This is a genomic window from Tepidimicrobium xylanilyticum, assembly GCF_900106765.1.
GTDB classification, from domain to species: domain Bacteria; phylum Bacillota; class Clostridia; order Tissierellales; family Tepidimicrobiaceae; genus Tepidimicrobium; species Tepidimicrobium xylanilyticum.
Genome location: NZ_FNNG01000004.1, coordinates 1 through 23,626, shown reverse-complemented (window position 1 = coordinate 23,626; position 23,626 = coordinate 1). Strand labels below are relative to the sequence as shown.

24 protein-coding genes are annotated in these 23,626 nt (G+C 35.9%); 23 read left to right on the top strand and 1 reads right to left on the bottom strand.

From position 1 onward, the window contains the following. Positions 1-36: 36 nt before the first annotated feature. The 5 genes from BLV68_RS05790 to BLV68_RS05770 all read left to right on the top strand — a co-directional run bounded on the left by BLV68_RS05790 (position 37) and on the right by BLV68_RS05770 (position 5,018). Positions 37-936 (top strand): branched-chain amino acid ABC transporter permease, encoded by a 900-nt coding sequence (locus BLV68_RS05790; RefSeq protein WP_234949846.1) that lies wholly within the window; start codon positions 37-39, stop codon positions 934-936. 3 nt (positions 937-939) lie between these two features. Next, positions 940-1,953 carry a branched-chain amino acid ABC transporter permease gene (locus BLV68_RS05785; RefSeq protein WP_093751775.1) on the top strand — a complete coding sequence of 338 codons (1,014 nt, stop codon included), beginning with the start codon at positions 940-942 and terminating at the stop codon, positions 1,951-1,953. A gap of 18 nt (positions 1,954-1,971) precedes the next feature. After that, positions 1,972-2,739 (top strand): ABC transporter ATP-binding protein, encoded by a 768-nt coding sequence (locus BLV68_RS05780; protein ID WP_093751773.1) that lies wholly within the window; start codon positions 1,972-1,974, stop codon positions 2,737-2,739. Then, the gene (locus BLV68_RS05775) at positions 2,740-3,450 is read left to right on the top strand and encodes an ABC transporter ATP-binding protein (protein WP_093751771.1); all 711 of its coding nucleotides are present in this window, start codon (positions 2,740-2,742) and stop codon (positions 3,448-3,450) included. A gap of 374 nt (positions 3,451-3,824) precedes the next feature. Continuing rightward, entirely contained in the window at positions 3,825-5,018 is a 1,194-nt protein-coding gene (locus tag BLV68_RS05770; RefSeq protein ID WP_093751769.1) for a M20 metallopeptidase family protein, read from the top strand. Positions 5,019-5,085: 67 nt separating this feature from the next. Here BLV68_RS05770 and BLV68_RS05765 read toward each other — a convergent pair whose 3' ends face one another. After that, on the bottom strand, positions 5,086-5,745 hold the full coding sequence (locus tag BLV68_RS05765; RefSeq protein WP_159428626.1) for a TetR/AcrR family transcriptional regulator: 660 nt from the start codon (positions 5,743-5,745) through the stop codon (positions 5,086-5,088). A gap of 229 nt (positions 5,746-5,974) precedes the next feature. Here BLV68_RS05765 and grdA point away from each other — a divergent pair, with 229 nt between their 5' ends. From grdA to BLV68_RS05680, 18 genes are all read left to right on the top strand, one after another. Beyond that, positions 5,975-6,454 carry a glycine/sarcosine/betaine reductase complex selenoprotein A gene (grdA, locus tag BLV68_RS05760; RefSeq protein ID WP_093751765.1) on the top strand — a complete coding sequence of 160 codons (480 nt, stop codon included), beginning with the start codon at positions 5,975-5,977 and terminating at the stop codon, positions 6,452-6,454. Positions 6,455-6,478: 24 nt separating this feature from the next. Continuing rightward, positions 6,479-7,804 carry a glycine/sarcosine/betaine reductase component B subunit gene (locus BLV68_RS05755; RefSeq protein ID WP_093751763.1) on the top strand — a complete coding sequence of 442 codons (1,326 nt, stop codon included), beginning with the start codon at positions 6,479-6,481 and terminating at the stop codon, positions 7,802-7,804. Between the two features lie 12 nt (positions 7,805-7,816). After that, positions 7,817-9,133 carry a betaine reductase selenoprotein B gene (grdH, locus tag BLV68_RS05750; protein ID WP_093751761.1) on the top strand — a complete coding sequence of 439 codons (1,317 nt, stop codon included), beginning with the start codon at positions 7,817-7,819 and terminating at the stop codon, positions 9,131-9,133. Positions 9,134-9,226: 93 nt separating this feature from the next. After that, positions 9,227-10,717 (top strand): glycine betaine uptake BCCT transporter, encoded by a 1,491-nt coding sequence (locus tag BLV68_RS05745; RefSeq protein WP_093751759.1) that lies wholly within the window; start codon positions 9,227-9,229, stop codon positions 10,715-10,717. 204 nt (positions 10,718-10,921) lie between these two features. Then, positions 10,922-11,896, top strand: a complete 975-nt coding sequence (locus tag BLV68_RS05740) for a dipeptidase (RefSeq protein ID WP_093751757.1) — start codon at positions 10,922-10,924, stop codon at positions 11,894-11,896. Between the two features lie 38 nt (positions 11,897-11,934). Beyond that, positions 11,935-13,119 (top strand): beta-aspartyl-peptidase, encoded by a 1,185-nt coding sequence (gene iadA / locus BLV68_RS05735; protein WP_093752072.1) that lies wholly within the window; start codon positions 11,935-11,937, stop codon positions 13,117-13,119. Positions 13,120-13,302: 183 nt separating this feature from the next. Continuing rightward, entirely contained in the window at positions 13,303-14,478 is a 1,176-nt protein-coding gene (locus BLV68_RS05730) for an iron-containing alcohol dehydrogenase (RefSeq protein WP_093751755.1), read from the top strand. Between the two features lie 247 nt (positions 14,479-14,725). Then, entirely contained in the window at positions 14,726-17,392 is a 2,667-nt protein-coding gene (locus tag BLV68_RS05725) for a sigma 54-interacting transcriptional regulator (RefSeq protein ID WP_093751753.1), read from the top strand. A 282-nt stretch (positions 17,393-17,674) separates the two neighbouring features. After that, complete coding sequence (locus BLV68_RS05720) at positions 17,675-18,469, top strand: class I fructose-bisphosphate aldolase (protein ID WP_159428625.1); 795 nt, start codon at positions 17,675-17,677, stop codon at positions 18,467-18,469. 14 nt (positions 18,470-18,483) lie between these two features. Beyond that, positions 18,484-19,524 carry a zinc-dependent dehydrogenase gene (locus tag BLV68_RS05715; protein ID WP_093751749.1) on the top strand — a complete coding sequence of 347 codons (1,041 nt, stop codon included), beginning with the start codon at positions 18,484-18,486 and terminating at the stop codon, positions 19,522-19,524. Between the two features lie 69 nt (positions 19,525-19,593). Next, the gene (gene srlA / locus BLV68_RS05710; protein WP_093751747.1) at positions 19,594-20,166 is read left to right on the top strand and encodes a PTS glucitol/sorbitol transporter subunit IIC; all 573 of its coding nucleotides are present in this window, start codon (positions 19,594-19,596) and stop codon (positions 20,164-20,166) included. A 2-nt stretch (positions 20,167-20,168) separates the two neighbouring features. After that, positions 20,169-20,540 carry a PTS sorbose transporter subunit IIB gene (locus tag BLV68_RS15950; protein ID WP_234949845.1) on the top strand — a complete coding sequence of 124 codons (372 nt, stop codon included), beginning with the start codon at positions 20,169-20,171 and terminating at the stop codon, positions 20,538-20,540. Positions 20,541-20,565: 25 nt separating this feature from the next. After that, a complete protein-coding gene (locus BLV68_RS15945; RefSeq protein WP_234949844.1) occupies positions 20,566-21,105 on the top strand; it encodes a hypothetical protein in 540 nt (179 codons plus the stop codon). Between the two features lie 26 nt (positions 21,106-21,131). Next, the gene (locus BLV68_RS05700; RefSeq protein WP_159428624.1) at positions 21,132-21,503 is read left to right on the top strand and encodes a PTS glucitol/sorbitol transporter subunit IIA; all 372 of its coding nucleotides are present in this window, start codon (positions 21,132-21,134) and stop codon (positions 21,501-21,503) included. Continuing rightward, on the top strand, positions 21,500-21,898 hold the full coding sequence (locus tag BLV68_RS05695; RefSeq protein ID WP_093751743.1) for a transcriptional regulator GutM: 399 nt from the start codon (positions 21,500-21,502) through the stop codon (positions 21,896-21,898). Before BLV68_RS05700 ends, BLV68_RS05695 begins: the two co-directional genes overlap by 4 nt. A 151-nt stretch (positions 21,899-22,049) precedes the next feature. Then, positions 22,050-22,430, top strand: coding sequence for a PTS glucitol/sorbitol transporter subunit IIA (locus tag BLV68_RS05690; RefSeq protein WP_093751741.1), 381 nt, complete (start codon positions 22,050-22,052; stop codon positions 22,428-22,430). 74 nt (positions 22,431-22,504) lie between these two features. After that, positions 22,505-23,257, top strand: a complete 753-nt coding sequence (nagB, locus tag BLV68_RS05685; protein WP_093751739.1) for a glucosamine-6-phosphate deaminase — start codon at positions 22,505-22,507, stop codon at positions 23,255-23,257. A gap of 16 nt (positions 23,258-23,273) precedes the next feature. Beyond that, a partial coding sequence (locus BLV68_RS05680; RefSeq protein ID WP_327192042.1) for an aldehyde ferredoxin oxidoreductase N-terminal domain-containing protein occupies positions 23,274-23,626 on the top strand: 353 nt, incomplete at its 3' end.

Below are 23,626 nucleotides of genomic sequence, written 5' to 3'. Positions count from 1 at the left end.
ATCTAGGAAAGCTAAAGATTATAAGGGGGACTAAATATGAGTATGAGCTTCATGGAATTTATGCAGCACTTGGCCAATGGAGTTTCGCTAGGCAGTTTATATGCACTAATTGCCATAGGATATACTATGGTATATGGGATATTAAGGCTTATTAACTTTGCCCATGGAGATATATTTATGCTTGGAGCTTATCTAACCTACTATGCCATAGTATATACACCCATGCCATGGTATATTGCGTTTATATTAGCTGCGGTTATAACAGGTATGATTGGTTTCCTCCTTGAAAAAATAGCATATAAACCATTGAGGGATGCACAGAGAATTACTGTTTTAATATCTGCTATAGGAGCTTCATTCTTCCTTCAGAACTTTGCAACAGTAGTTTTTGGCGGAAGGCCAAAGGCCTTCCCTATCCCTTCAATACTGAACAAAATAATCAATATAGGAGGAGTATCAATAAACTTAGTAACTTTTATAATTCCCGCCATAACCATAGGTTTATTAATTGGATTAACCTATATTATAAATAAGACAAAAACCGGTATGGCCATGAGAGCCCTTTCTAAGGATTATGATGCTGCCAGATTAATGGGAATAGATGTTAACAAGATAATATCCACTACTTTTTTTATTGGTTCTTTTTTAGCTGCAGTAGGGGGTATTATGTGGGGTATCAAGTATCCTCAGCTAATGCCATTAATGGGTTCTATGCCGGGAATTAAGTGTTTTATAGCGGCTGTAATAGGTGGAATCGGGAATATTGCAGGAGCAGTTCTAGGTGGCTTCATACTTGGGCTAGGAGAAATAATGTTGGTTGCATTTCTTCCCGGACTAACTGGATATAGGGATGCTTTTGCTTTTATTCTTCTGATTATAATACTCCTTGCTAAACCAACAGGCTTGCTGGGAGAAAAAACTACGGAGAAGGTGTAAGCTATGGCTGAAAAAAGATTGATAGTTGAAGATAGAAAGGTATTGGATAAGAAGACTTTGATCTTAATTGGGGTTTTATTTATATTGTGCCTTATAGTAAACTTTTTTGCAAATGACCATATTAGGACCATTGCTAATCTCTGTGGCGTCTATGTAACATTAGGACTTAGTATGCAGCTTATAAATGGATTTACAGGTCTTTTCTCATTGGGACATGCTGGCTTTATGGCTGTTGGTGCATATACAGTTGCCATTTTAACCATAACTCCAGAGAATAAGGCTATGAATTTCTTTTTAGAGCCAATAGTACCCTTTTTAGCAGATGTTCAGTGGAGTTTTTTACCTGCTCTGTTAATGGGAGGCATAATTGCAGCTTTATTTGGTTTTCTAATTGGAGCACCAGTTTTAAGGCTTACCGATGACTATTTGGCTATTGCTACTCTGGGATTTGCTGAAATCATAAGGGTAGTGTTCACTAATACCCAATCTTTAACTAATGGAGCCTTGGGATTAAAAGCTATTCCAAAATACAGCAGTATATTATGGAGCTGGATTATAGCCTTTTTAACACTGCTATTTATGGTATATTTAACGGAAGGAAGCTATGGTAAAGCTTTCAAAGCCATAAAGGAAGATGAAATAGCAGCTAGGTCCATGGGGATAAATTTGTTTAAGCATAAGGTCATGAGCTTTACATTTAGCTCCTTTTTAGCAGGGATTGGAGGCGGCCTTATGGCAGTCCATTTGGGGACCATAGACCCTAATATGTTTAGGATTACCTTAACCTTTAATATAATCCTAATAATGGTATTAGGTGGATTAGGGAATATTAACGGTACTGTGATTTCAGCAATAGTTGTTACTGCTGCTATGGAATTGCTGAGATTCTTGGACAGCTCCATTAATTTAGGCTTTATTAGATTACCAGGGATCCCAGGTATGAGAATGGTTATCTTTGCAATAATCCTTATGCTGGTGGTAATATTTAGGAAGGACAGATTATTGAAGGAAAACTAAGAAGGATGTGAATAGCCTATGCTTAAAATAGAAGATATGACCATGAGGTTCGGCGGAGTTATAGCTGCAAATAAATTTAACGCCCATATTAAAAAGGGGCAGATAGTTGGTCTAATTGGTCCAAATGGGGCAGGAAAGACTACCATATTTAATGTAATTACTGGTGTATATAAACCAACAGAAGGGCAGATTAAGTTCAATGCAAATGGGAAAGAACATGATATAACTGGAATTAGGCCTGATGAAATTGCAAAGCTTGGAATATGTAGGACATTCCAAAATATAAGGCTTTTTAAGGATATGTCTGTATTGGACAATGTATTCATTGCTAACCATTTGAGAATTAAATCCAATGTCTTTTCATCGATCTTTAGAATTCCAAGCTATAAAAAAGAGGAAAAGGAAATGCTGGAAAAATCCCTCTATCTATTGGATAGGGTAGGACTTTTGGAGGAAAAGGATGAGAAAGCTCATTCCCTTCCCTATGGTAAACAGAGAAGGTTGGAAATTGCCAGAGCCTTGGCTACTGAACCAAAGTTACTATTGTTAGATGAACCAGCAGCAGGAATGAACCCTCAAGAGAGCAATGAGCTAATGGAATTTATATTGAATATCAAAGAGGAGTTTGATTTGACCGTATTTCTAATCGAACATCATATGGATGTTGTGATGGGAACATGCGAAGAAATATTGGTATTAGACCATGGGGTACTCATTGCTCAAGGAGACCCAGAGGCCATTCAAAGCAACCAAAGGGTTATAGAAGCTTATTTGGGGGTGGAATAGATGCTTAAGATTAACAACCTACACATTAATTATGGTGGTATAAAGGCTGTAAGGGGAATAAACTTAACCATTGAGGATAATAAGATAGTAACTTTAATTGGAGCCAATGGTGCTGGGAAATCTTCAACCTTAAGAGCCATAATGGGCCTTGTAAAGAAGGGGGAAGGAACTGTGAAGTATAACGATGAGAATATAACTGACCTTTCTACCGTTGATATAGTTAAAAAGGGAATCGTTCTAGTGCCGGAGGGAAGGCATGTATTTCCCAATCTAACAGTGGAAGAAAATCTAATATTAGGGGCATATACCATTAACGATAAGGAAGCCATTAAGAATAATATGGCACAGGTATATGAGATATTTCCTAGGCTAAAGGAAAGGCATTGGCAGAAGGCTGGAACCCTATCGGGAGGGGAACAGCAGATGCTGGCCGTTGGGAGGGCCTTGATGATTAAACCAAAGGTCCTTATGATGGACGAACCCTCTTTAGGATTAGCCCCTATTTTAGTAAAAGAGATATTCGATATTATAAAGACTATAAACGAACAAGGAAATACCATACTGTTAGTTGAGCAAAATGCTAAAAAAGCCTTAGAAATTGCTCATTATGGATATGTACTGGAAACAGGAGAACTAAAACTAGAAGGAACTGGACAAGAGCTTCTTAACGATAGCCGGGTACAGGAAGCATATTTAGGAGAAGCTAGATAAGATCACTATGTAGAGGTAGCAACATGCTACCTTTTTTTTATGGAAATTTAGCACATATAATTAGAACTTAAATTATTTATACCTGTTTAGATGTTTTGTATGATATAATATAAAGACACGAGTTGAGATTATAATATATAAACTTTTACAAACAAGAACCTAACGATAAACCATTCCTATTCTACCTTTAAGTTTATAACGGTTGTAGCCCAAGGAATTAATCAGTAGCCTAGGCTACTGTTTTTTTGGTAAAATATCCCAATGTTTAGGTATATATTTTTGTGGATATCATGATAAAGATTATTGCTACGACCATAATACTGATGAGGAAAAGGTTTTATAAATCAGTAAAAGAAGTAAAAGGAGGGCCTTATATGTTTGAACTAGAAAAAATAAAGGAATTATACGAAGAAGAATTAATAAATTTTAGAAGGGATCTTCATATGTATCCAGAGTTAAGTTTAAAGGAGTATAGGACTACTGAAAAAATTAAGGAGAAGCTAACTTCTCTAGGCATAGAAATAATCGATATAGGAATGGAAACGGGAGTAATAGGTTTATTGAGGGGAGCTGAAAGTGGCCCCACCATTGCACTCAGAGGAGATATTGATGCTCTTCCAATTCAGGAATTAAGCGATGTGCCCTATAAGTCTAGAATAGATGGAGTAATGCATGCTTGTGGTCACGATATACATGCAACTACTTTAATAGGCGCTGCTCTAATCTTATCTAGCATAAGGGACAAATTGAAGGGAAATGTAATGTTTGTTTTTCAACCAGCAGAGGAAGTAAACAAGGGTGCAAAATTAATGTTGGAAAAGGGGCTTTTTACGGATATAAAAGCAGATTTAATTTTTGGTTTACATAATAACCCTGAGATACCCTGGGGGAAAATTGCCATTAAAAAAGGAGGTTTAATGGCCGCTGTTGATACTATAAAGATAAGGGTTAAAGGGAGAGGGGGGCATGGTGCACTACCTCATGCTACAAGCGATCCTATTGTAGCTGCTTCAGCCATTATAATGAATTTGCAAACTATAGTGAGTAGAAATGTTAGTCCTTTAGATTCGGCAGTCATATCCTTAGGAACGATTAATTCAGGAACAACAAATAATGTTATTCCTGAAATTGTGGAAATGACAGGTACTGTCAGAAGTTTCCTTCCAGAAACGAGACAAATGCTCCCAGAACGAATAAAGGAAGTACTAGAGAATACTGCCAGAGCTTATAAGGTAGATGTGGAATTGGATTATATATTTGAATTACCAGCTATTTTCAATAGCGAAGAGCTGACCAAATTAGCTTATGATGCTGCTAAGGAAATAGTAGGAGAAGAAGGGATAGTAGAACCGATACCTTCTATGGGTGGAGAAGATTTTGCTCTTTTCACTGAGAAGATTCCAGGATTCTTTTTCTGGTTAGGGGTAGGCAATGAAGAAAGGGATATGAATTATGTTTGGCATAGCCCTAGATTTGATGGAGATGAAAGGGCACTTATTATTGGCTCAACAGTTATGAGCAATATGGTTTTAAAAGGTATAGATTATGTAAATAACAATAGAGGCTAAGGGGAAAGATAATTAGCACATTAATGGAGCAGGGTGGTTGTAAAGCACCCTGCTTGATTTATATTTACTATCTTTTATCTTCTATAAGAAAGGAGTTGGTAATACGTTTTATATACTTGATGCATTTTGCATTGGCATCATCATATTCCATTTTATTTCTTATAACTTTTAATAATATGCTTTCATAGATGAACATGGTCATTTCATTTAAATCTTCAGCATCTTCTTCTCTAATAAAGCCTTCTTTAACACATTCTTTTACAGTAGTCATTCCCCTTTCAAATATATTGTGTTTTAAAAGCATGGTTGAAATGCCATGGTTTTCAACTATTAATTCTTCGGGAAATAGCTTATAATATTCGGCTACATAATCTTCCAGATCCTTGTCTAAATCTGCAAAAAAGATAGCGTGGTATATTTCTGGATCCTTGAAGGAGAAGTGGCAAAAGCATTCCCATACTCTTAAAAACCTATCCAAGGCATTGTTAGCATCCTTTAAGTATTCAGGTAAGGCGGCAGCATAATCCTTTATGTAACGCATGGCAGCGAATAATATTAAATGATCCAGATTTTCAAAATAATTATATAGGGTAGCGCTATTAAAGCCGGCTATATCGGCTACTTTTCTTATTGTAACCTTATCGATGCCCTCTTCCCTTATTATTTGGGCAGCAGCATCAATAAAATATGTCATCATCCTTTTTTTTCTCAATAACTTTTTTTCCATACACAGATCCCTTTCAATCACTATATTGCAATCCAATTTTTTCTTTATGATATCACAATTTTTAAAATTAAACAATAAAAATGACATAATCATGATTGTAATATAACCACGATTATGATATGATGAAATTAATAAATCTTATAGATATAGATATTATTTTCCATAAATAATATCTATAAGATAGGCTATACTAGTTATAACAATTAACTAAATGAAAGGAAGTGAAAATATGTCATTATTTGATGCCAGTAAAAAGGTTATCATCATAGGCGATAGAGATGGCATCCCAGGGCCAGCCATCGAAGAGTGTGTAAAGACTACAGAAGCTGAAGTAGTGTTCTCATCTACCGAGTGCTTTGTCTGAACGGCTGCAGGAGCCATGGACTTGGAAAATCAAAAGAGGGTTAAAGATTTAACTGAAAAATACGGTGCAGAAAACATAATCGTAATAATCGGTGGAGCTGAAGCTGAAGCAGCTGGTTTAGCAGCTGAAACGGTTACAGCAGGAGACCCAACTTTTGCAGGTCCATTGGCAGGAGTCCAGTTAGGACTTAGAGTTTATCATCCAGTAGAACCAGAGTTTAAGGAAGCAGTAGATCCAGATGTTTATGATGAGCAAGTTGGCATGATGGAAATGGTACTAAATGTTGATGAAATAATAGAGGAAGTAAAAGCTATTAGGGAAGAATACTGCAAGTTTAAAGACTAAAATCACTTGAGAGGAGTGGAAGGGATGAAACTGGAATTAGGTAACTTTTACGTCAAGGATATAGTTTTTGGGGACAAGACCTCCTATTCTAATGGGATATTAACCATTAATAAAGAGGAGGCCCTGGAAGTAGTTAGACAGGATGAACATATTACCGAAGCAGACCTGTATATAGTAAAACCAGGTGATAAGGTTAGGTTGGTACCAGTGAAGGAAGCAATAGAGCCGAGATTTAGGGTTGGCGGAGGCCCAGTATTCCCTGGTGTAACAGGAGAATTGATGCAAGCAGGTAATGGCAGAACCTTAGCCCTTAAGGATTGCAGCGTATTAGTTGTAGGAAAACATTGGGGCGGCTTCCAGGATGGCCTTATAGATATGAGTGGTGAAGGAGCAAAATACACCTACTTTTCCCAGCTAAAGAATATTGTACTAGTAGCTGATACAGATGAAGAATTTGAAAAAAGGGAGCAGCAAAAGAAGAATAGGGCTTTAAGATGGGCTGGAATGAGATTGGCAGAGTATATTGGCTCCTGTGTAAAGGATTTAGAGCCAGAGGAAGTGGAAAGCTTTGAATTAGAGCCCATTACAAAGCGTACAGCTAAGATAAACGATTTGCCATCTGTAGTGTTAGTTTTACAGCCTCAATCCCAGATGGAGGAACTAGGCTATAATGATTTGATTTATGGCTGGGATGCCAATAGGATGTTGCCAACCTTTATGCATCCAAACGAAATATTAGATGGAGCAGTAATTTCGGGTAGTTTCATGCCTTGTTCATCTAAATGGTCAACCTATGATTTTCAAAACTTCCCAATGATAAGAAGGCTTTATGAGGAGCACGGGAAAACCTTAAACTTCCTAGGTATTATAATGTCCAACTTAAATGTAGCCCTAGACCAAAAAGAAAGGGCAGCCCTATTTGTAGCTCAAATGGCTAAGTCTTTAGGGGCTGATAGCGCCATAGTTGCAGAAGAAGGATACGGGAATCCAGATGCAGACTTTATAGCATGTATCGTTGCTTTAGAGGATGCAGGAATAAAAACTGTAGGGCTAACCAATGAGTGTACAGGTAGGGATGGGAAATCACAACCATTGGTAACCCTAGATCCTAAGGCGGATGCCATCGTATCCTGTGGCGATGTGTCTCAATTGATAGAGCTTCCTCCTATGGAGACGGTTTTAGGCGAACTAGAATCCTTAGCAAGGGATGGATTAGCCGGAGGTTGGGCAGGAGACGAGATTCTTGGGCCATCGGTAAGGGAAGACGGTTCCATAATAATGGAAAACAACTCCATGTTCTGTGGAGATCAGGTTGTTGGATGGTCAACTAAGACGGTAAAAGAATTTTAAGGAGGTGTAAGGATGAAGAAAGCAATACTCTATATTAATCAATTCTTTGGTCAGATAGGGGGAGAAGAAAAGGCTGATTTTCCTCCAGAGATAAGAGAAGGCTTAGTAGGGCCAGCTATGGAACTACAAAGGCAATTAGGAGATGATGTAAAGGTTACCCACACCATTATCTGCGGTGATAACTATATGGGTTCTAATACGGAAGAGGCTATAGAAACCATATTAGGCTTCTTGGAAGATAAGGAATTCCATATATTCTTTGCAGGCCCAGCCTTTAGAGCAGGTAGATATGGTACCGCCTGTGGGCACATTGGAAAGGCTGTGAAGGAAAAGTTTAACGTGCCAGTAATAACTTCCATGAACGAAGAGAATCCGGGAGTTGAGATGTTCCGAGAGCACATGTATATATTTAAGGGCGGAGCTAGCGCTGCTGCCATGAGGAAAGATATTAAGAAGATGGCTGACTTTGGCAAGAGGATATTAAATGGAGACGAACTTCTTTCTGCTGATGAAGAAGGCTATTTTGGTAGAGGAATCAGACGCCAGGTTTGGTTAAAAGAACCCGTTCCTGCAGCAGATAGGGTTATAGATATGCTGCTGAAAAAGATCCATGGGGAGCCCTTCCAAACGGAACTTCCTATACCAGAGCTGGATACGGTGCCTATAGCAGAACCAATAAAAGATCTATCAAAAGCCAAAATAGCTATGGTAACTTCAGGTGGTATAGTACCTGTAGACAATCCAGATAGAATTCAATCTGCTTCTGCCACAAGATGGGGTAAATATGACGTATCCAATTTAGAAAGATTGGAAGCTGGAGTATTTAAAACCATCCATGCTGGATTCGACCCAGCAGCGGCAAATGATGATCCAAACGTTATAGTTCCACTAGATGTTATGAGAGCTTTTGAAAAGGAAGGGAAGATAGGTAAGGTCCATGACTACTTCTATTCCACAGTTGGAACGGGTACTACTCAAGGAGAAGCGGCAAGAATGGGTAAAGAAATAGTAGAGGATTTAAAAGCAGCAGGTGTTGATGGGGTAATATTGACATCCACCTGAGGTACTTGTACACGTTGCGGTGCAACGATAGTAAAAGAAATAGAAAAAGCAGGCATACCTGTAGTTCAAATGGCCAATTTAATCCCCGTTGCTAAATCTGTTGGGTCAAATAAAATAGTTCCAACTATATCCATACCCTATCCACTAGGGGATCCAAACACACCAAAGGAAGAACAGTGGAAGCTAAGATACCATAGGGTTGGGGTTGCTTTAGAAGCCTTGACTGCAGATGTTAAAGAACAAACTGTATTTAGTGTGAAAATTTAAGCTATATTCTGAAAGGGTGACAAGCTAAATCACCCTTTCAGAAACTGTAGTTAAATAGCTACCACTAAAATTATAGTTAATTGGAGGAAAAATATGAATAATATGAAACAAAATGATAATAGAGTATTTCATATATCTCTTATTATATCTATTTTAATAGTTTTATGGGGTATAATTGGTCAGAGTAGTTTTGCTAACTTTGCTAATTCACTACTGGTTTTCTTGACAAATAACTTTGGTTGGGCCTATTTAATATCCATGCTAATATTCGTCGTTTTCGCCATAATTTTAGCTTTTAGTAAATATGGTAATTTAAAATTAGGACCAGATGATTCCGAACCTGAATACAGCAATGCATCCTGGTTTGCTATGCTATTTGGAGCAGGCATGGGTATAGGCCTTGTATTCTGGGGAGTGGCTGAACCCCTATCCCATTTTGTAGCTCCTCCTGGAATGGAAGCTGGAAGTGTGGAGGCTGCAGATTTTGCAATGAAATCATCCTTTATGCACTGGGGATTCCACCCTTGGGCAAATTATAGTATTATAGGTCTTGCTCTTGCTTATTTCCAATTTAGAAAGGATAAGCCAGGACTAATAAGCAGCATATTTATCCCACTATTTGGAGAAGAGAGAGTGAATGGACCAATTGGTAAATTAATAGATATTCTTGCAGTCTTTGCTACAGTTGCAGGGGTAGCCACTTCTTTGGGATTAGGTACTCTGCAGATCAATAGCGGATTAAATTACCTATTCAACATACCAGAAACTGCATTGATTCAAATAATAATCATATTAATTATAACGGTTATAACTATTTGGACTGCTGTAAGTGGCATAGATAAAGGCATAAAAATTTTAGGAGATATCAATTTATATATTGCAAGTGGATTATTGATACTAGTAATAATATTGGGACCAACTTTAGCTATAATAAACAATTTTACCAACGGTTTGGGTTTATATATTAGCGATTTCATTAAGGATAGCTTAAGCATAAGTGCCTTTGGAGACAATAGCTGGGTTAACAATTGGAGAATATTCTATTGGGCCTGGTGGATAGCTTGGGCTCCATTTGTAGGCAGCTTTATTGCAAGAATTTCAAAAGGAAGGACCATAAAGGAGTTTGTTGGAGGGGTCATATTAGCACCAGCTTTAGTATCCATCATTTGGTTTGCCGCATTTGGCAGTTTAGGATTAAATCTATCTGATACAGTGGGATTGGATACCTTATCACAAGCAGCTCAGTTTCCAGAAACGGCTTTATTTAAGGTGTTTGAATACTATCCATTAACCAATATATTATCTTTTATTACGGTAATCTTATTGACTACATTCTTTATAACGTCATCCAATTCAGCTACTTTCGTACTTGGAATGTTTACTTCTAATGGGGACTTAAATCCGACCAATAGCAAGAAGTTTCTTTGGGGTGTGGTGCAAGCCTTATTAGCAACAGCCTTGTTATTATCAGGTGGATTAGAAGCTTTACAAACTGCCTCCGTTGCAGCAGCCTTTCCATTTATATTCGTAATGTTGTTAGCAATGGTATCCTTAATGAAGGCATTTAGAAAAGAGAATATATAGATATATGAAAGTAAAGCACCCTTCTAATCAAAATATTTTGATTAGAAGGGTGTGTTTTTTATCGTCAGTTTCTACTATAATAGTAGGTGTAGCCTTTAATCAATTTAGGATATATTATTGGTTATTGTAATATATTAATGGGTAATTTTAAGTGATAAATATAAAGAGGTTGCAGATTTACCCTCTTATTTTGGGAGGTGTACTATGTTAATTGACATACATGGTGATATATGGACGGATGTAACGGTAAAAAGGAGCTTAGGGGAAAGGGATATAATAAAAAGATACCACCTAGATAGGTTTAAAAAAGGGGATATGGCAGGAGGTGCCTTTATAGTATGGATTGACCCTCCTCATGTTGAAAGGCCAAAGGAGAGGTTTTTGGAAAGCATAAAATATATGTGTCAGGAGATATGGGAAAATCAGGATATCCTAAGGGTAATATTTAATTCTAAAGGTTTTTATGCTGCTGTAGCTGAAGGAAAGCTGGCGGTGATTCTTGGAATGGAAGGTTTAAGTCCTTTAGGTGATGATCCAGAAGGGATATATGTTCTATATCAGTTGGGTTTCAGACAGATAAGTCTTACCTGGAATGAACAAAATGCTTTTGGAACAGGGGCTAGGGGCGATACGAATAGAGGTCTTACAGAGTTAGGTAAAAGAGCTGTAAAGATAATGGAGAATCTAGGGATTATTCTTGATGTATCCCATGCAAATGACAGAACCTTCTGGGATATATATAAGGTTGCAACTAAGCCTATTATTGCCTCTCACTCCAATGCAAGGGTTCTTTGTCCAGTGAAAAGAAATTTAACGGATGAGCAGATAAAGGCCATAGGAGAAAGGGGTGGTCTTATAGGGATTAATGCCTTCAACGAGTTCATACATGCGGACAGGGATAAGAGGAATGTGGACTACCTCATAAACCATATGGAGCACATAGCTGAACTGATTGGAATAGACCATCTAGCCTTTGGATTCGACTTCTTTGAATATCTAGAGGAGGACACATCCCAATCCTTCATAGAAGACCCCTACAGAGGAACTTCTGGAATAGAGGATATATCCAAAGCTCCAAATCTCATAAGTAAATTGCAGGAAAGGGGATTTTCACAAGAAGATATTGAAAGGATAAGCTATAAAAATTATCTGAGGATAATGGATATAGTTTGTGGATAATTGGTGAATTCTAATTTTCAATAAGAGGGATGATGGCTATGATTACAATTATTAGAAATATTAATGTCTACAAACCGGAACCTATAGGAATAAAGGATATATTGTTGATGGGAGATAAAATTGCAGCAATAGAAGATAAAATTCATATAAATTTAAATGGCTTAGTAGAAGTAAAGGAGATAGATGGTACTGGTAAGATTTTAGTACCAGGATTTATAGACTGTCATGTCCACATTTTAGGTGGAGGCGGAGAAGGGGGTTTTTCCACTAGGACTCCTGAAGCTACCCTATCTAGTTTTACAACTGCAGGGGTTACGACTGTAGTTGGAACCCTTGGCACTGACGGTGTTGCTAGGGACATGAATGCTTTATTGGCTAAGGCAAGGGGGTTGGAGGAAGAAGGCATTACTACCTATGTTTATACTGGTTCCTATAGATTACCCCTAAATACTCTTACTGGAGAGATAATGAAGGACATAATGTTTATAGACAAGGTAATAGGTATTGGTGAGGTTGCTATTTCAGATCATAGGTCATCTCAGCCTACATTTGAGGAATTCATAAGGGCTGCAGCGGATGCACGTGTTGCAGGTATGTTATCGGGAAAGGCTGGAATTGTAAACGTTCATGTAGGTGATGGACCAAGAAAGCTTGAATTCCTATTTAGAACTATTGAGGAAACTGAAATTCCTATTACTCAATTTTTACCTACTCATATTAACAGAAACTCGGAGCTATTTGAAGATGCTATAAAATATGCTAAGATGGGAGGGTATATAGATTTTACCGCCAGTGAGGATCCCGAACTTTGGGAGGAGCAGGATGGGGAGGTAAGCTTTAGCAAGGGCTTAAAAAGGATTTTAGAGGAAGGAATACACTTAGATAATTTCACCCTAAGCTCTGATGGTCAGGGAAGCCTACCCATATTCAATGAAAAGAAGGAGTTTGTTGGAATAGGGGTAGGGAAGTCCATCAGCTTATTGGTAGGGATAAAGGATTGTGTATTCAATGAAAATATCCCGTTAGAAATAGCAATTAGGGCAGTAACATGCAATCCTGCTAAAATTCTTAAGCTTAATGGGAAAGGTAGAATAGAAAGATATTTTGATGCTGACCTTTGCATTCTCGATGAGAAATCGTTAGATATTGACATGGTCATAGCGAAGGGCAAGATTATGGTAGAGAATAGAAAAGCAGTTGTATTTGGAACTTTCGAGGAATAGTGCTAATGGGGATACTGGGGTCAGATCTCAGTGCCCCACTTTATTTAACACGCTAATTTGGCATGATTATTACTTTTATGTATAACAGATAAAAGCAATATGGTTATAATATATTCTATTTAAAATGTTAAAATATAAGTATATACAGTTAAATTAAAATTAACATATTTGGAGGTGTTTTGCATGCTTAACTTTTCATACCACAGTCCTACCAAGATATTATTTGGTAAGGATATGGAATTTGAGGTAGGTAAGGAAGTTGCTAATTATGGGAAAAAAATCCTACTACACTATGGTGGAGGGAGTATCAAACGAATAGGACTCTATGATAGGGTAATAGATTCCCTTAAAAAAGAGGGTATTGAATATATAGAGTTGCCGGGAGTACAACCTAATCCTAGACTTAAGCTAGTAAGAAAAGGGATAGAAATATGTAAAGAGGAAGATATAGACCTAATCCTTGCTGTTGGTGGGGGAAGCGTTGTGGATTCAGCTAAAGCCATAGGAATAGGGGCTAAGTATGATGGCGATGTTTGGGAACTATTTGAAAAGAAGGCAGTACCAAAAGATACCATACCCGTTGGAGTAATCTTAACCTTACCCGCCACAGGCAGTGAAACTAGCAATAGTACTGTAGTTACTAATGAAGAGACAAAGGTTAAAGTAAGCGTAAGATCAGAAATAGTTAGACCTGCCTTTGCTATATTAAATCCTGAGACCACCTACTCTCTACCAAAGGAACAGACCTCTGCAGGAGTTTCAGATATAATGGCTCATATATTTGAGAGATATTTTACAAATACTAGGAATGTAGATTTAACGGATAGGCTTTGTGAAGGCACCCTAAGAACTTTAATAAAATATGCTCCTATAGTATTAAAAGAGCCTAATAACTATGCTGCTAGGGCAGAAATCATGTGGACAGGCACCATTGCTCATAATGGAATCCTTGGCTTAGGAAGGGAAGAAGATTGGGCATCTCATAAGATAGGCCATGAGATATCGGCCATGTACGATACAACCCACGGGGTTACACTATCCATAATATTCCCTGCATGGATGAAATATGTCTACAAAAACAATGTTGAAAGGTTTGCCCAATTTGCAGTGAGAGTATTTGATGTGGAAGCAGATTTCAACAATCCAGAAGTTGTAGCCTTAGAAGGTATAAGGAGATTAGAGGAATTCTTTAGAAGCATTGGTCTTCCAACCACATTTAAGGAAGCAGGAATTCCTACTGATAAGATTGATGAGATGGCAAGAAGGTGTATATCCAACAGTGGCGGCGATAGTGTTGGATTTTTTGTTAAACTATATGAAAAAGATGTTTTAGAAATATATAAATTAGCTCTTGAATAGGTATCTGAGAAGAGGAATTGGTCTAAGGACTGGTTCCTTTTTTGCAAGGTAAATCTTTATAGCATTATTCTTGCTAATTTTTCGACATTTTTATACAATATATGCAGGGGTTATTTCTAACATTTCCCTTTCGCTAGGATAAATAGAAAGGACCTTTGTTAGTTTTCAGAATTTACACAATAATTAGTATTTAATAACTCGTATTTATATTTCCCGAGTACTCAAATATTAGAAAGGGGGATGGAATATGAATGAGATAAACAAGAAAGATCAAGTTTTAAACTACGTTAAAAGAAATAGCTTTTCTAATTTTAGAGGCAAAGTCTTTGTTACTGCCTATCAGATTTCACATATATTTAATATTTCCCGTAGTGAATCTAGTAGAATACTTAATCAACTTGAAAAGGAAGGAAAACTAAAAAAGGAAAAAGGGAGACCAGTAAAGTACTATTTGTCTAATATTTTCTATTCAGATTTAGAACATAAAAAGGATGTTTTTTGTAGATTAATTGGCTATCAATTCAGTCTCAGAAAAACCATTAACTTGTGCAAAGCTGCAGTTTCCTATCCACCCAATGGATTAAATATACTTATAACCGGAGAGACTGGCGTAGGTAAAAGTTTTTTTGCAGAAATTTTAGGTGAATATGCAAATAGTTTACGGCAGGTAAACAAGGAAGTAATTACTTTTAATTGTTCTAGCTACGCAAATAATCCTGAACTATTGCTATCTATCATTTTTGGACACTGTAAAGGAGCATATACAGGCGCATATTCTGATAATCCTGGATTAGTTGAAATTGCAGATGGAGGAGTACTTTTTTTGGATGAAGTTCATTCCCTTCCACCAGAGGGGCAGGAAATGCTTTTTACTCTTATAGATAAAGGTGTATATAAGCGATTGGGAGAAACACGAAACAATCGAAAGGCTAATGTGCTATTGATTATGGCTACTACAGAAAGTCCAGAAGATAATTTCCTAAAAACTTTTTTACGAAGAATACCGGTGTGTGTCAATTTGCCTAGTTTTCGAGATAGGAATATCATGGAAAAGTATTCCTTAATAATTGCTTTTTTTATAAAGGAGTTAAGAAAACTTAATATATGTAAAACAGTTAGAATTTCAAAGGAGGTAGTAAATGCTTTAATTTGGTATGATTGGCCTGGTAATGTAGGAGAATTGGAAAATGAGATTAAAATAATCTGCTCTAAATTATACGCTAAAAGGAATGAAGAACTAGGTTACATCGATATAGGTTTGAGAAAATTGTCAAAGGAGTTGGTAAACAATTACAAAAGAATTAAGCAATATCAATTGAGAAATGACAATTTGCCCATTGAAATAAATATGTATAATTATGATGATTTAATGGATATGGATGTTTTCCAAATGATTTTTCTAGCAAGTATTCGTGTAGATGACCAAAAAAACATTACATATGAAGAATTGATAAATAAGGTTTCTAACAATATTAATAATTTCATAAGCAAATGGAAGGATATGAAGCTTAAAGAGGTATTGCGCAAGGCCTATAGAGATTATAGCTATTTAATTGATCAAATTGAAAAGCATTTAGATATTAATAAGGTGTATTATGAAGAGTATATTCTTTTATTATTACATGTAGTTCTTCAAAAAGGAATAGGCAATCAAGTATGGAATATTTTTGATGATAGTGATGGATTATATCAATATGTTAAAGATGGGATGAATTTAGATTATAAATTGGTTAATGAAATAATTGAAATTTTTGAGTATCAGTATGGATTAGAGCTAGACGATGAGGGAAGAATACTTTTCTTAATAATCCTGAACCAAATTGGAAATATAAAAATGGAGAAATATATGATTTTTGCTGTTAGCGATAGCGAAGATTCTACTGAAAGCAAAATTATTCCATTGGTAAAGAGGCTTACTAGGGCTAGGAATATACAGAATTTAAATATTTTGGACTGTGATGGATTGATTCATATTGCTAATAAAGTAAATGAAAAGGTTTCATACCCATATATTGGAAGTATCATATATTTATCGCCTCATATGGCTATTAAAATAATACAAGAGGAGTTGGAGAAGGTTATTGATAAACCTTTTAGAATAATTGATTCCAATTTAACAACTAGTAAAGCAATTCTTGCAATTAATAAAACAAATCAAATTTCAGAGAATAATAGTTTGGAGAAAATAGCTAATGAGCTCAAAAATGTGGATAGCGTTATTATAAAACAAGGTAACATTTCTAAATCAATAAATGTTTTTATAGCTAGTTTTTATGAGACTGAACCGGTCTTGTCTAGAATTATAAATAATTTTGAAAATATCAAATCAATTATTGGAATTACCAATGATATAGAAGTGAATATTATGGTACTTACTATTTATAGAATGAGCATATTGGAACTGTATAAAAAACTGAATAATAATGTATTGGTGTTCGATTTGATTGGCATAAAGGAACCCATAGAAGGTATTAAGTATTTTAAGTTCTATGAGATGTTTTTAATAGATGGTAATTTACTAAAAAGAGATAAAGAGTTTGACAGCTTAAGCATGCCTCTCATTGATAAGGTATTAGGGAATGTTGATGAGGTGTTATTGGATAGTTTTTTGACCTTAGTTAGTGTAGATAAAGGGAAGGAGATTTTTGTTGAATTTATAAAATATCTTGAAAAAAGCAATTTTCAGATCAACCTATCAAACAAGGTTGAAAAGTTGTATATTAGTTTTTTATTAATGCTAGAAAGGTGTTATGCTGGCATACCAATTGACAAACATCCTTATGAAGATAAGTTAGAATTAAACAAAGACACCATGACCATTGTCAATAATGCGTTAAAACATACAACTAATAAATATCCTTTTAAATATTCTAATGGGGAGATTATTCAGCTAACAAGCATAATCTTAAGTTGACTTGCCATTAACACAAAGTGCAAAAACTAGGATTTAACCCCACACTTGAAAAGAATCTAGCTCAGTTTCTTCACACAAATTCGATAACCACATCATTTCATGAAATTTTATTTTCCGAATTAATGTATATGATAATTTTTCACAATCCGTAATGTGTTATTTAAGCCATTTTTGAATGTTTTTATTAAAAGCATTCTTTTTTATATAAGATGGCATTATATTTGCATTACATATATGGCAAAAGTTCTTTTAATTAAAAAATATAAAATAGGGGTTGATGAAATGGAAAGCGGTAAGAAAATACGTTTAAAGAGATTGATAGGTGACAATGGGAAAACCATTGCTTTACCTATGGATCATGGTGTTTACACCAATGAATTAAAGGGGTTAGAAGATCCTTTAAAAATGGTAAAGCTGTCCATGGATAGTGGCTTTGTTGATGCTGTACTATTACAAAAGGGCGTATTAAATATGGCTGCTGATTTATTGAAAAAGGATACGGGTGTGATAATGAGATTATCAGGTACAACGGATTTAGGACCTGAACCCAATGTAGAAGTTTTAGTCGGAACAGTTCAAGAAGCAGTTTCTAGGGGTAGTGATGCAGTTATATATACCGCATATTTAGGTGCTCATAAGGAACTACAGATGATGAAAGAATATTCTATGCTTGCAGAAGAATGTAGGAAACTTGGGGTTGTATTTATTGGAGAGCCCTTTGTTGGACATCCTGACGTAGATCCATTTGATGAGGATTACAACGCTTTTTGTGCAAGAGTAGGTGTTGAACTTGGAGCAGACATACTTAAAGTAGCTTATACAGGTTCAGAGAAGTCCTTTAGGAAGGTAGTGCAAATGGCATTAGGAATACCTGTATGGATTGCAGGTGGGCCTGCTAATAAGAGCACGTTGGAAATATTAGAAATGGTAGATGGAGCTATGTCTGCTGGTGCTTCTGGCATAATATTGGGAAGGAACATATTTGCTAATGACAGGCCTGATGTAATGTTGGCAGCCTTAGATCAAATAGTGAAAAAAGGAAGGACTGCATCGGAAGCCTATAAACTGTTTGAATAAGGAGGGACTTATAAATGAAAGCAGCAGTTTTAGAAGAATTAAAAACTATTGTTGTAAAAGATGTACCAGATCCTATTTGTGAGGATGGGGATGTCATAGTTAAAGTGCACGCTTGTGCAATTTGCGGTACTGATCTGAGGACTTTTAACTTTGGTCACAGAAACATTGTTTTGCCTCATATACTTGGCCATGAGATATCCGGCGAGATAGTTGAAGTTGGGAAAAACGTTAACAATTTTAAAGTTGGAGATACCGTTAGCGTATATCCTGCTATAGCATGTAATGAATGTGATTGGTGTAGGAGAGGATATCAAGTTAGGTGTGAAAACACTTTACAAATTGGCGATGAATTGCCTGGAGGATTTGCTCAGTATGTTAGGATACCTGAAAAGGGGGTAAAAAATGGTTCTTTAATTGCTATACCAAAAAATATGGATCATAAACAGGCTGCATTAGCTGAACCACTAGGATGCGTATTAAATGGACAAGAATTATCTGATATAGGTTTAGGCGATACAGTTGTAATAATAGGGGCTGGTCCAATTGGTTGCATGCATGCTATGTTGGCTAAAGCACAAGGGGCAAATAAGGTTATAATGGCAGATATAAAGGATGAACGATTAGAGTTAGCTAAAAGGGTAAATGCAGACTACTATGTAAATAGCAGTAAAGAAAACCTATTAGAAAAGATACTGGAATTTAATGATGGTAGAAAAGCAGATGTGGTAATAGTGGCTTGTAACGTAACAAAAGTAGTAGAAGATTCCTTGGAGTTATTGGACTGGGAGGGAAGATTATCAATTTTTGCTGGTATGCCAAAGGATAATAGCATGGTAACAGTCGATGCAAATATTGTCCATTATAAAGACATTAAACTGGTGGGTTCTTACGGCTCTACTTATTGGCAACATGTTACAGCTTTGAATTTGATAAAAGATGGAGTCCTAGATATTAAAAATATTATTACCCATGAACTTCCATTAGAAGACATAGATAAAGGGCTTGAATTGGTAAGAAAGGGAGAATCTTTAAAGGTTGTTGTAATTCCTTGGTAAATAAAATTGATAATTTATTTAATATTATCAATAACTAAAAAAATAATTAATAAGAAGGAGGTTTGAGCAATGTCTTTTCTTACTAATTTTGCTCAGGGTTTTATCGATTTATTAAATGAGGGTGCTTCTACATTTGTAGGCATGGTTTCTGGCATATTACCCGCTGCTTTAGTAGCTTTAGTTTTCATGAATACCATTGTCGCTTTAATTGGTCCTGAGAGAGTGGAGAACTTCTTTAAAAAGACTGCTGGCAGAAGTGTAATAATCAGATACCTAGTAATGCCTTTTCTAAGCAACTTCTTCTTCTCTAATCCTACAGCATTCATGATGGGGAAATATTTGCCAGAAAAATACAAACCAGGCTATTTTGAAGCTGTAAATAGCCTAAATATGGCACCAATGATGTCTCTATTTCCGCATGTGAATCCCGCTGAGTTATATGTATGGTTGGGTGTAGCTAGCGGAATAACAAAACTTGGTTTACCCATAGGGCCTTTAGCTATCAGAGTATTTTTTATAGGTTTAGCAACAACTACTTTGAAAGCGTTTGTCATAGAGAAAATCTCTAATCGATTGGCTAAATCTAAAGGAATTGACTGGGATGTTCTCGAAGAAGAAAAAGTAAACTACGCGGAGGTATAATTATGGAAACTAGTGCTAAAGTGAGAGTTTTGCCTGGCAAAAGAGGTTGGGGAAAACCTGTAATAATTGAAAGCACAGAAGTCAGAAATAAGGTTGTTTCAATTGTAGGAGGAGGAATACATCCAGTAGCACAAAAAATAGCTGACTTAATAGGCGGGATAGCAGTAGACGGCTTTAAAACAATAGTTCCAGACGAAGAAGTTGCATGTGTAGTAGTAAATTGCGGTGGCACTTTGAGACTGGGGATTTTCCCTAAGAAAGGATTAATAACAATAAACGTAAATCCAATTAGTCCATCTGGACCATTTGCTAGCTATATCAAACCAGGTTTATATGTTTCTGGCGTAACTTTGGATTGTATAGAAAAGATTTGAATGCTATTAATAAGGAGGTTCTGCCATGAAAGGAATGAATGGATTTATTTCAAAGGTATCGAGTGGTATTGGCTATATAGTTTCGGTGTTTATTCAGTCTGGTCGCGATGCAATTAATATGGCCATAAGTACTATATTACCTTTTATGATCTTTGTTAGTGCAATAGTCGGTGTTGTATTGTCTACTGGACTAGGTGATATTATAGCCAACGGATTGAGTTTTATGGCAAATTCTTATATAGGATTGCTGTTTTTAGGTATAATTTGTGCTTTCCCATTGTTTTCTCCCATATTGGGGCCTGGTGCGGTTATAGCCCAAACAATTGGTGTGTTGATTGGTGCTTTAATTGCTGAAGGGAAAATAGCTCCATCTTTAGCGTTGCCTGCAATATTTGCTATACATCAGCCGGCAGGTGGAGATTTTGTTCCTGTAGGTTTAGGTCTGGCAGAGGCTAGGCCTGAAACAGCAGAAGTTGGGGTTCCTGCAGTTTTATATGGTAAATGGTTGGTTTCTCCTATTGAGATGTTAATAGCTATTGTCCTAAGTTTCGGGCTTTATAGTTAAGAATATTTTGAGCGCAGGTGGTTAGAGTGGATGTGTATACATCTGAAGTTGTAAATATAGGGATCAATGCCCTAGATTTCTTAGGAGAAAAAATGATTATATTGTTTGGAGAAGATGCTCCTTTAGATTTAGCTAAATTTTCTATACTTATAAAATATAGCAATTTATTACTTCCTTTAGAAAAAGATGATTTTGTTATTATAGGAGATAGTAAATATACTATAACATCAATAGGGGAAGAGGTAAATGTTAATCTCTCCGAATTGGGGCATGTAGTATTAAAATTTGATGCTTCTATAGAACCAATGCTACCCGGAAATATCCATGTTAGCCCTACTGATTTGCCTAATGTGGTTAGTGGAACTCAAATCATATTTAAAAAGAGGTGGCTAACATGAGGGAAAATTTGAGTGGAGTGTTTTTTTTAGTATTTATTGCCATATGGTTACAGAGTGTATTGGTTATATTTCAAAAAAGATCGCTTGCGTCACATATAATGAAATACAAGGATCTTGGGGTTGTGAAATGCGGAATCGCCTCTAATAGGTTTGGAATAAAGAAATATTATTTACTAGTTGCAGATGGGGATGGAAAGATACTTAAAGCTGAAAAGCTTACGGGACTTACTGTGTTTTCTAGATTTAAATCTGATGATAGTAATAAGGAAAGAACGGTATTTGAAATAATTAATAAACACCACAATGTAAAAGAAGATAGATTGAAATTAATAGAAAAAGCTAAGCTTGATGCAGCACAGCAAATGAACTTAGAGTTGGAATACTTAAAAGACTAAATTTATATTGAAAATGGCATTGAGCTTGATAACCTTCTTATATCAAGAAATTTTTTCAAAGGATAATGGCAGTAGTTATCAAGCTCGATGCAATTTTTCAGTAAATTGATTGAGAACGGCAATAAATATGTTGTTATAATAGGAGGTTTCGATGGAATACTGTATTTATGAATTAACAATTACTCGTATTGGGGAAGAAGCAAAAAGTTTATTACAGGATCATAATATGATGGTAATATTTGGGCCGGATATTCCTGACTCCTTGATAGATGTATGTTATGTCCATGATAGTAAGGAGATGAAAGAAGAAATTGAAATAGGGGATAAGGTTTATTTTGATAACCAAGAGTATGAGGTTGTTGAGATTGGGAATGTAGCAAATGAAAATTTAGCAACTATGGGACACTGTACTTTCAAATTTAATGTGGATGTTGATGAAGAAAAAATACTCGGTGGGACAATTTACTTGAAGGGAGAAAATGTTCCTGCAGTCAATTTAGGGAGTACTATAAAGATCTTTAAAAATGCTTGATATATCCCAGCAAAAGGACAATATTTTAATTAGACTTAGATTCATATTTTAAGTATTAGCTTAGGAGTGATGATATGGAAGTTTACATTGCCAACGATTACACAGAATTATGTAAAATAGCATCTAAAAATATATTAAATGTTATAAAATCAAAACCCAATGCCATATTAGGTCTTCCAACAGGTGGTACTTCGATAGGAATGTATAAAGAACTTGTAAAGATGTACAAAGAAGGGATTTTATCTTTTTCAAAGGTGACTACATTTAATTTAGATGAATATGAAGGGTTAGGCAAAGAAGATGCTAACAGCTATTACAAATTTATGTATGATAATTTTTTTAAGCATGTTGACATAAAATATGACAATATAAATATACCTGATGGTCTTGCTAGTGATAGTAACAAAGAATGCGAGGAATATGAAATGAAAATAAGAAAGGCAGGAGGAATGGATTTAGTTGTATTAGGAATAGGAGAAAATGGTCATATAGGTTTTAATGAGCCATCAGATTTTTTTTCAGGATTTTCATACCGAGTTAAACTCCACGAAGACACTATAAGGGCAAACTCAAGGTTTTTTAATAGTGCAGATGAGGTTCCTAAATATGCGCTGACTATGGGAATTAGAACCATAATGTTATCTAAAAAAATAATGCTATTAGCCAGTGGAGAGAACAAGGCAAAAGCGATAAAAAGTGCTATTGAAGGAGTCATAACACCAAGTATACCAGCATCAATTCTACAGCTTCATAGGGATGTTACTGTGGTATTGGATAAAAAAAGTGCATCATTGCTTAGTTGGTCAGATAGTTATAAGATAGTGTAAACTACGGGGTGATAAAATGAGATTTCCAGATGGGAAACTGCTAGATATAGACTTGACTAATGGAGAAATAAAGAAAAAAGTTATACCAGGAGAAGTATATAGATTGTACCCTGGAGGTTCAGCATTAGGATTATATATTTTACTCAATGATATGGACCCAAAGGTAGACCCTTTATCTCCTGATAATATTTTAGTCCTTTCCGTGTCCCCTTTGGTAGGCTTTCCTATTAGCGGAGCCAATAGGATGACAGCTACTACTAAGAGCCCTCTAACCAATACCATAGGAGATAGCCAAGCAGGAGGCTTTTTTCCAGCTTATCTAAAAGGAAATGGTTGGGACGGAATAATAATTAGAGGCAAAGCTCAAAA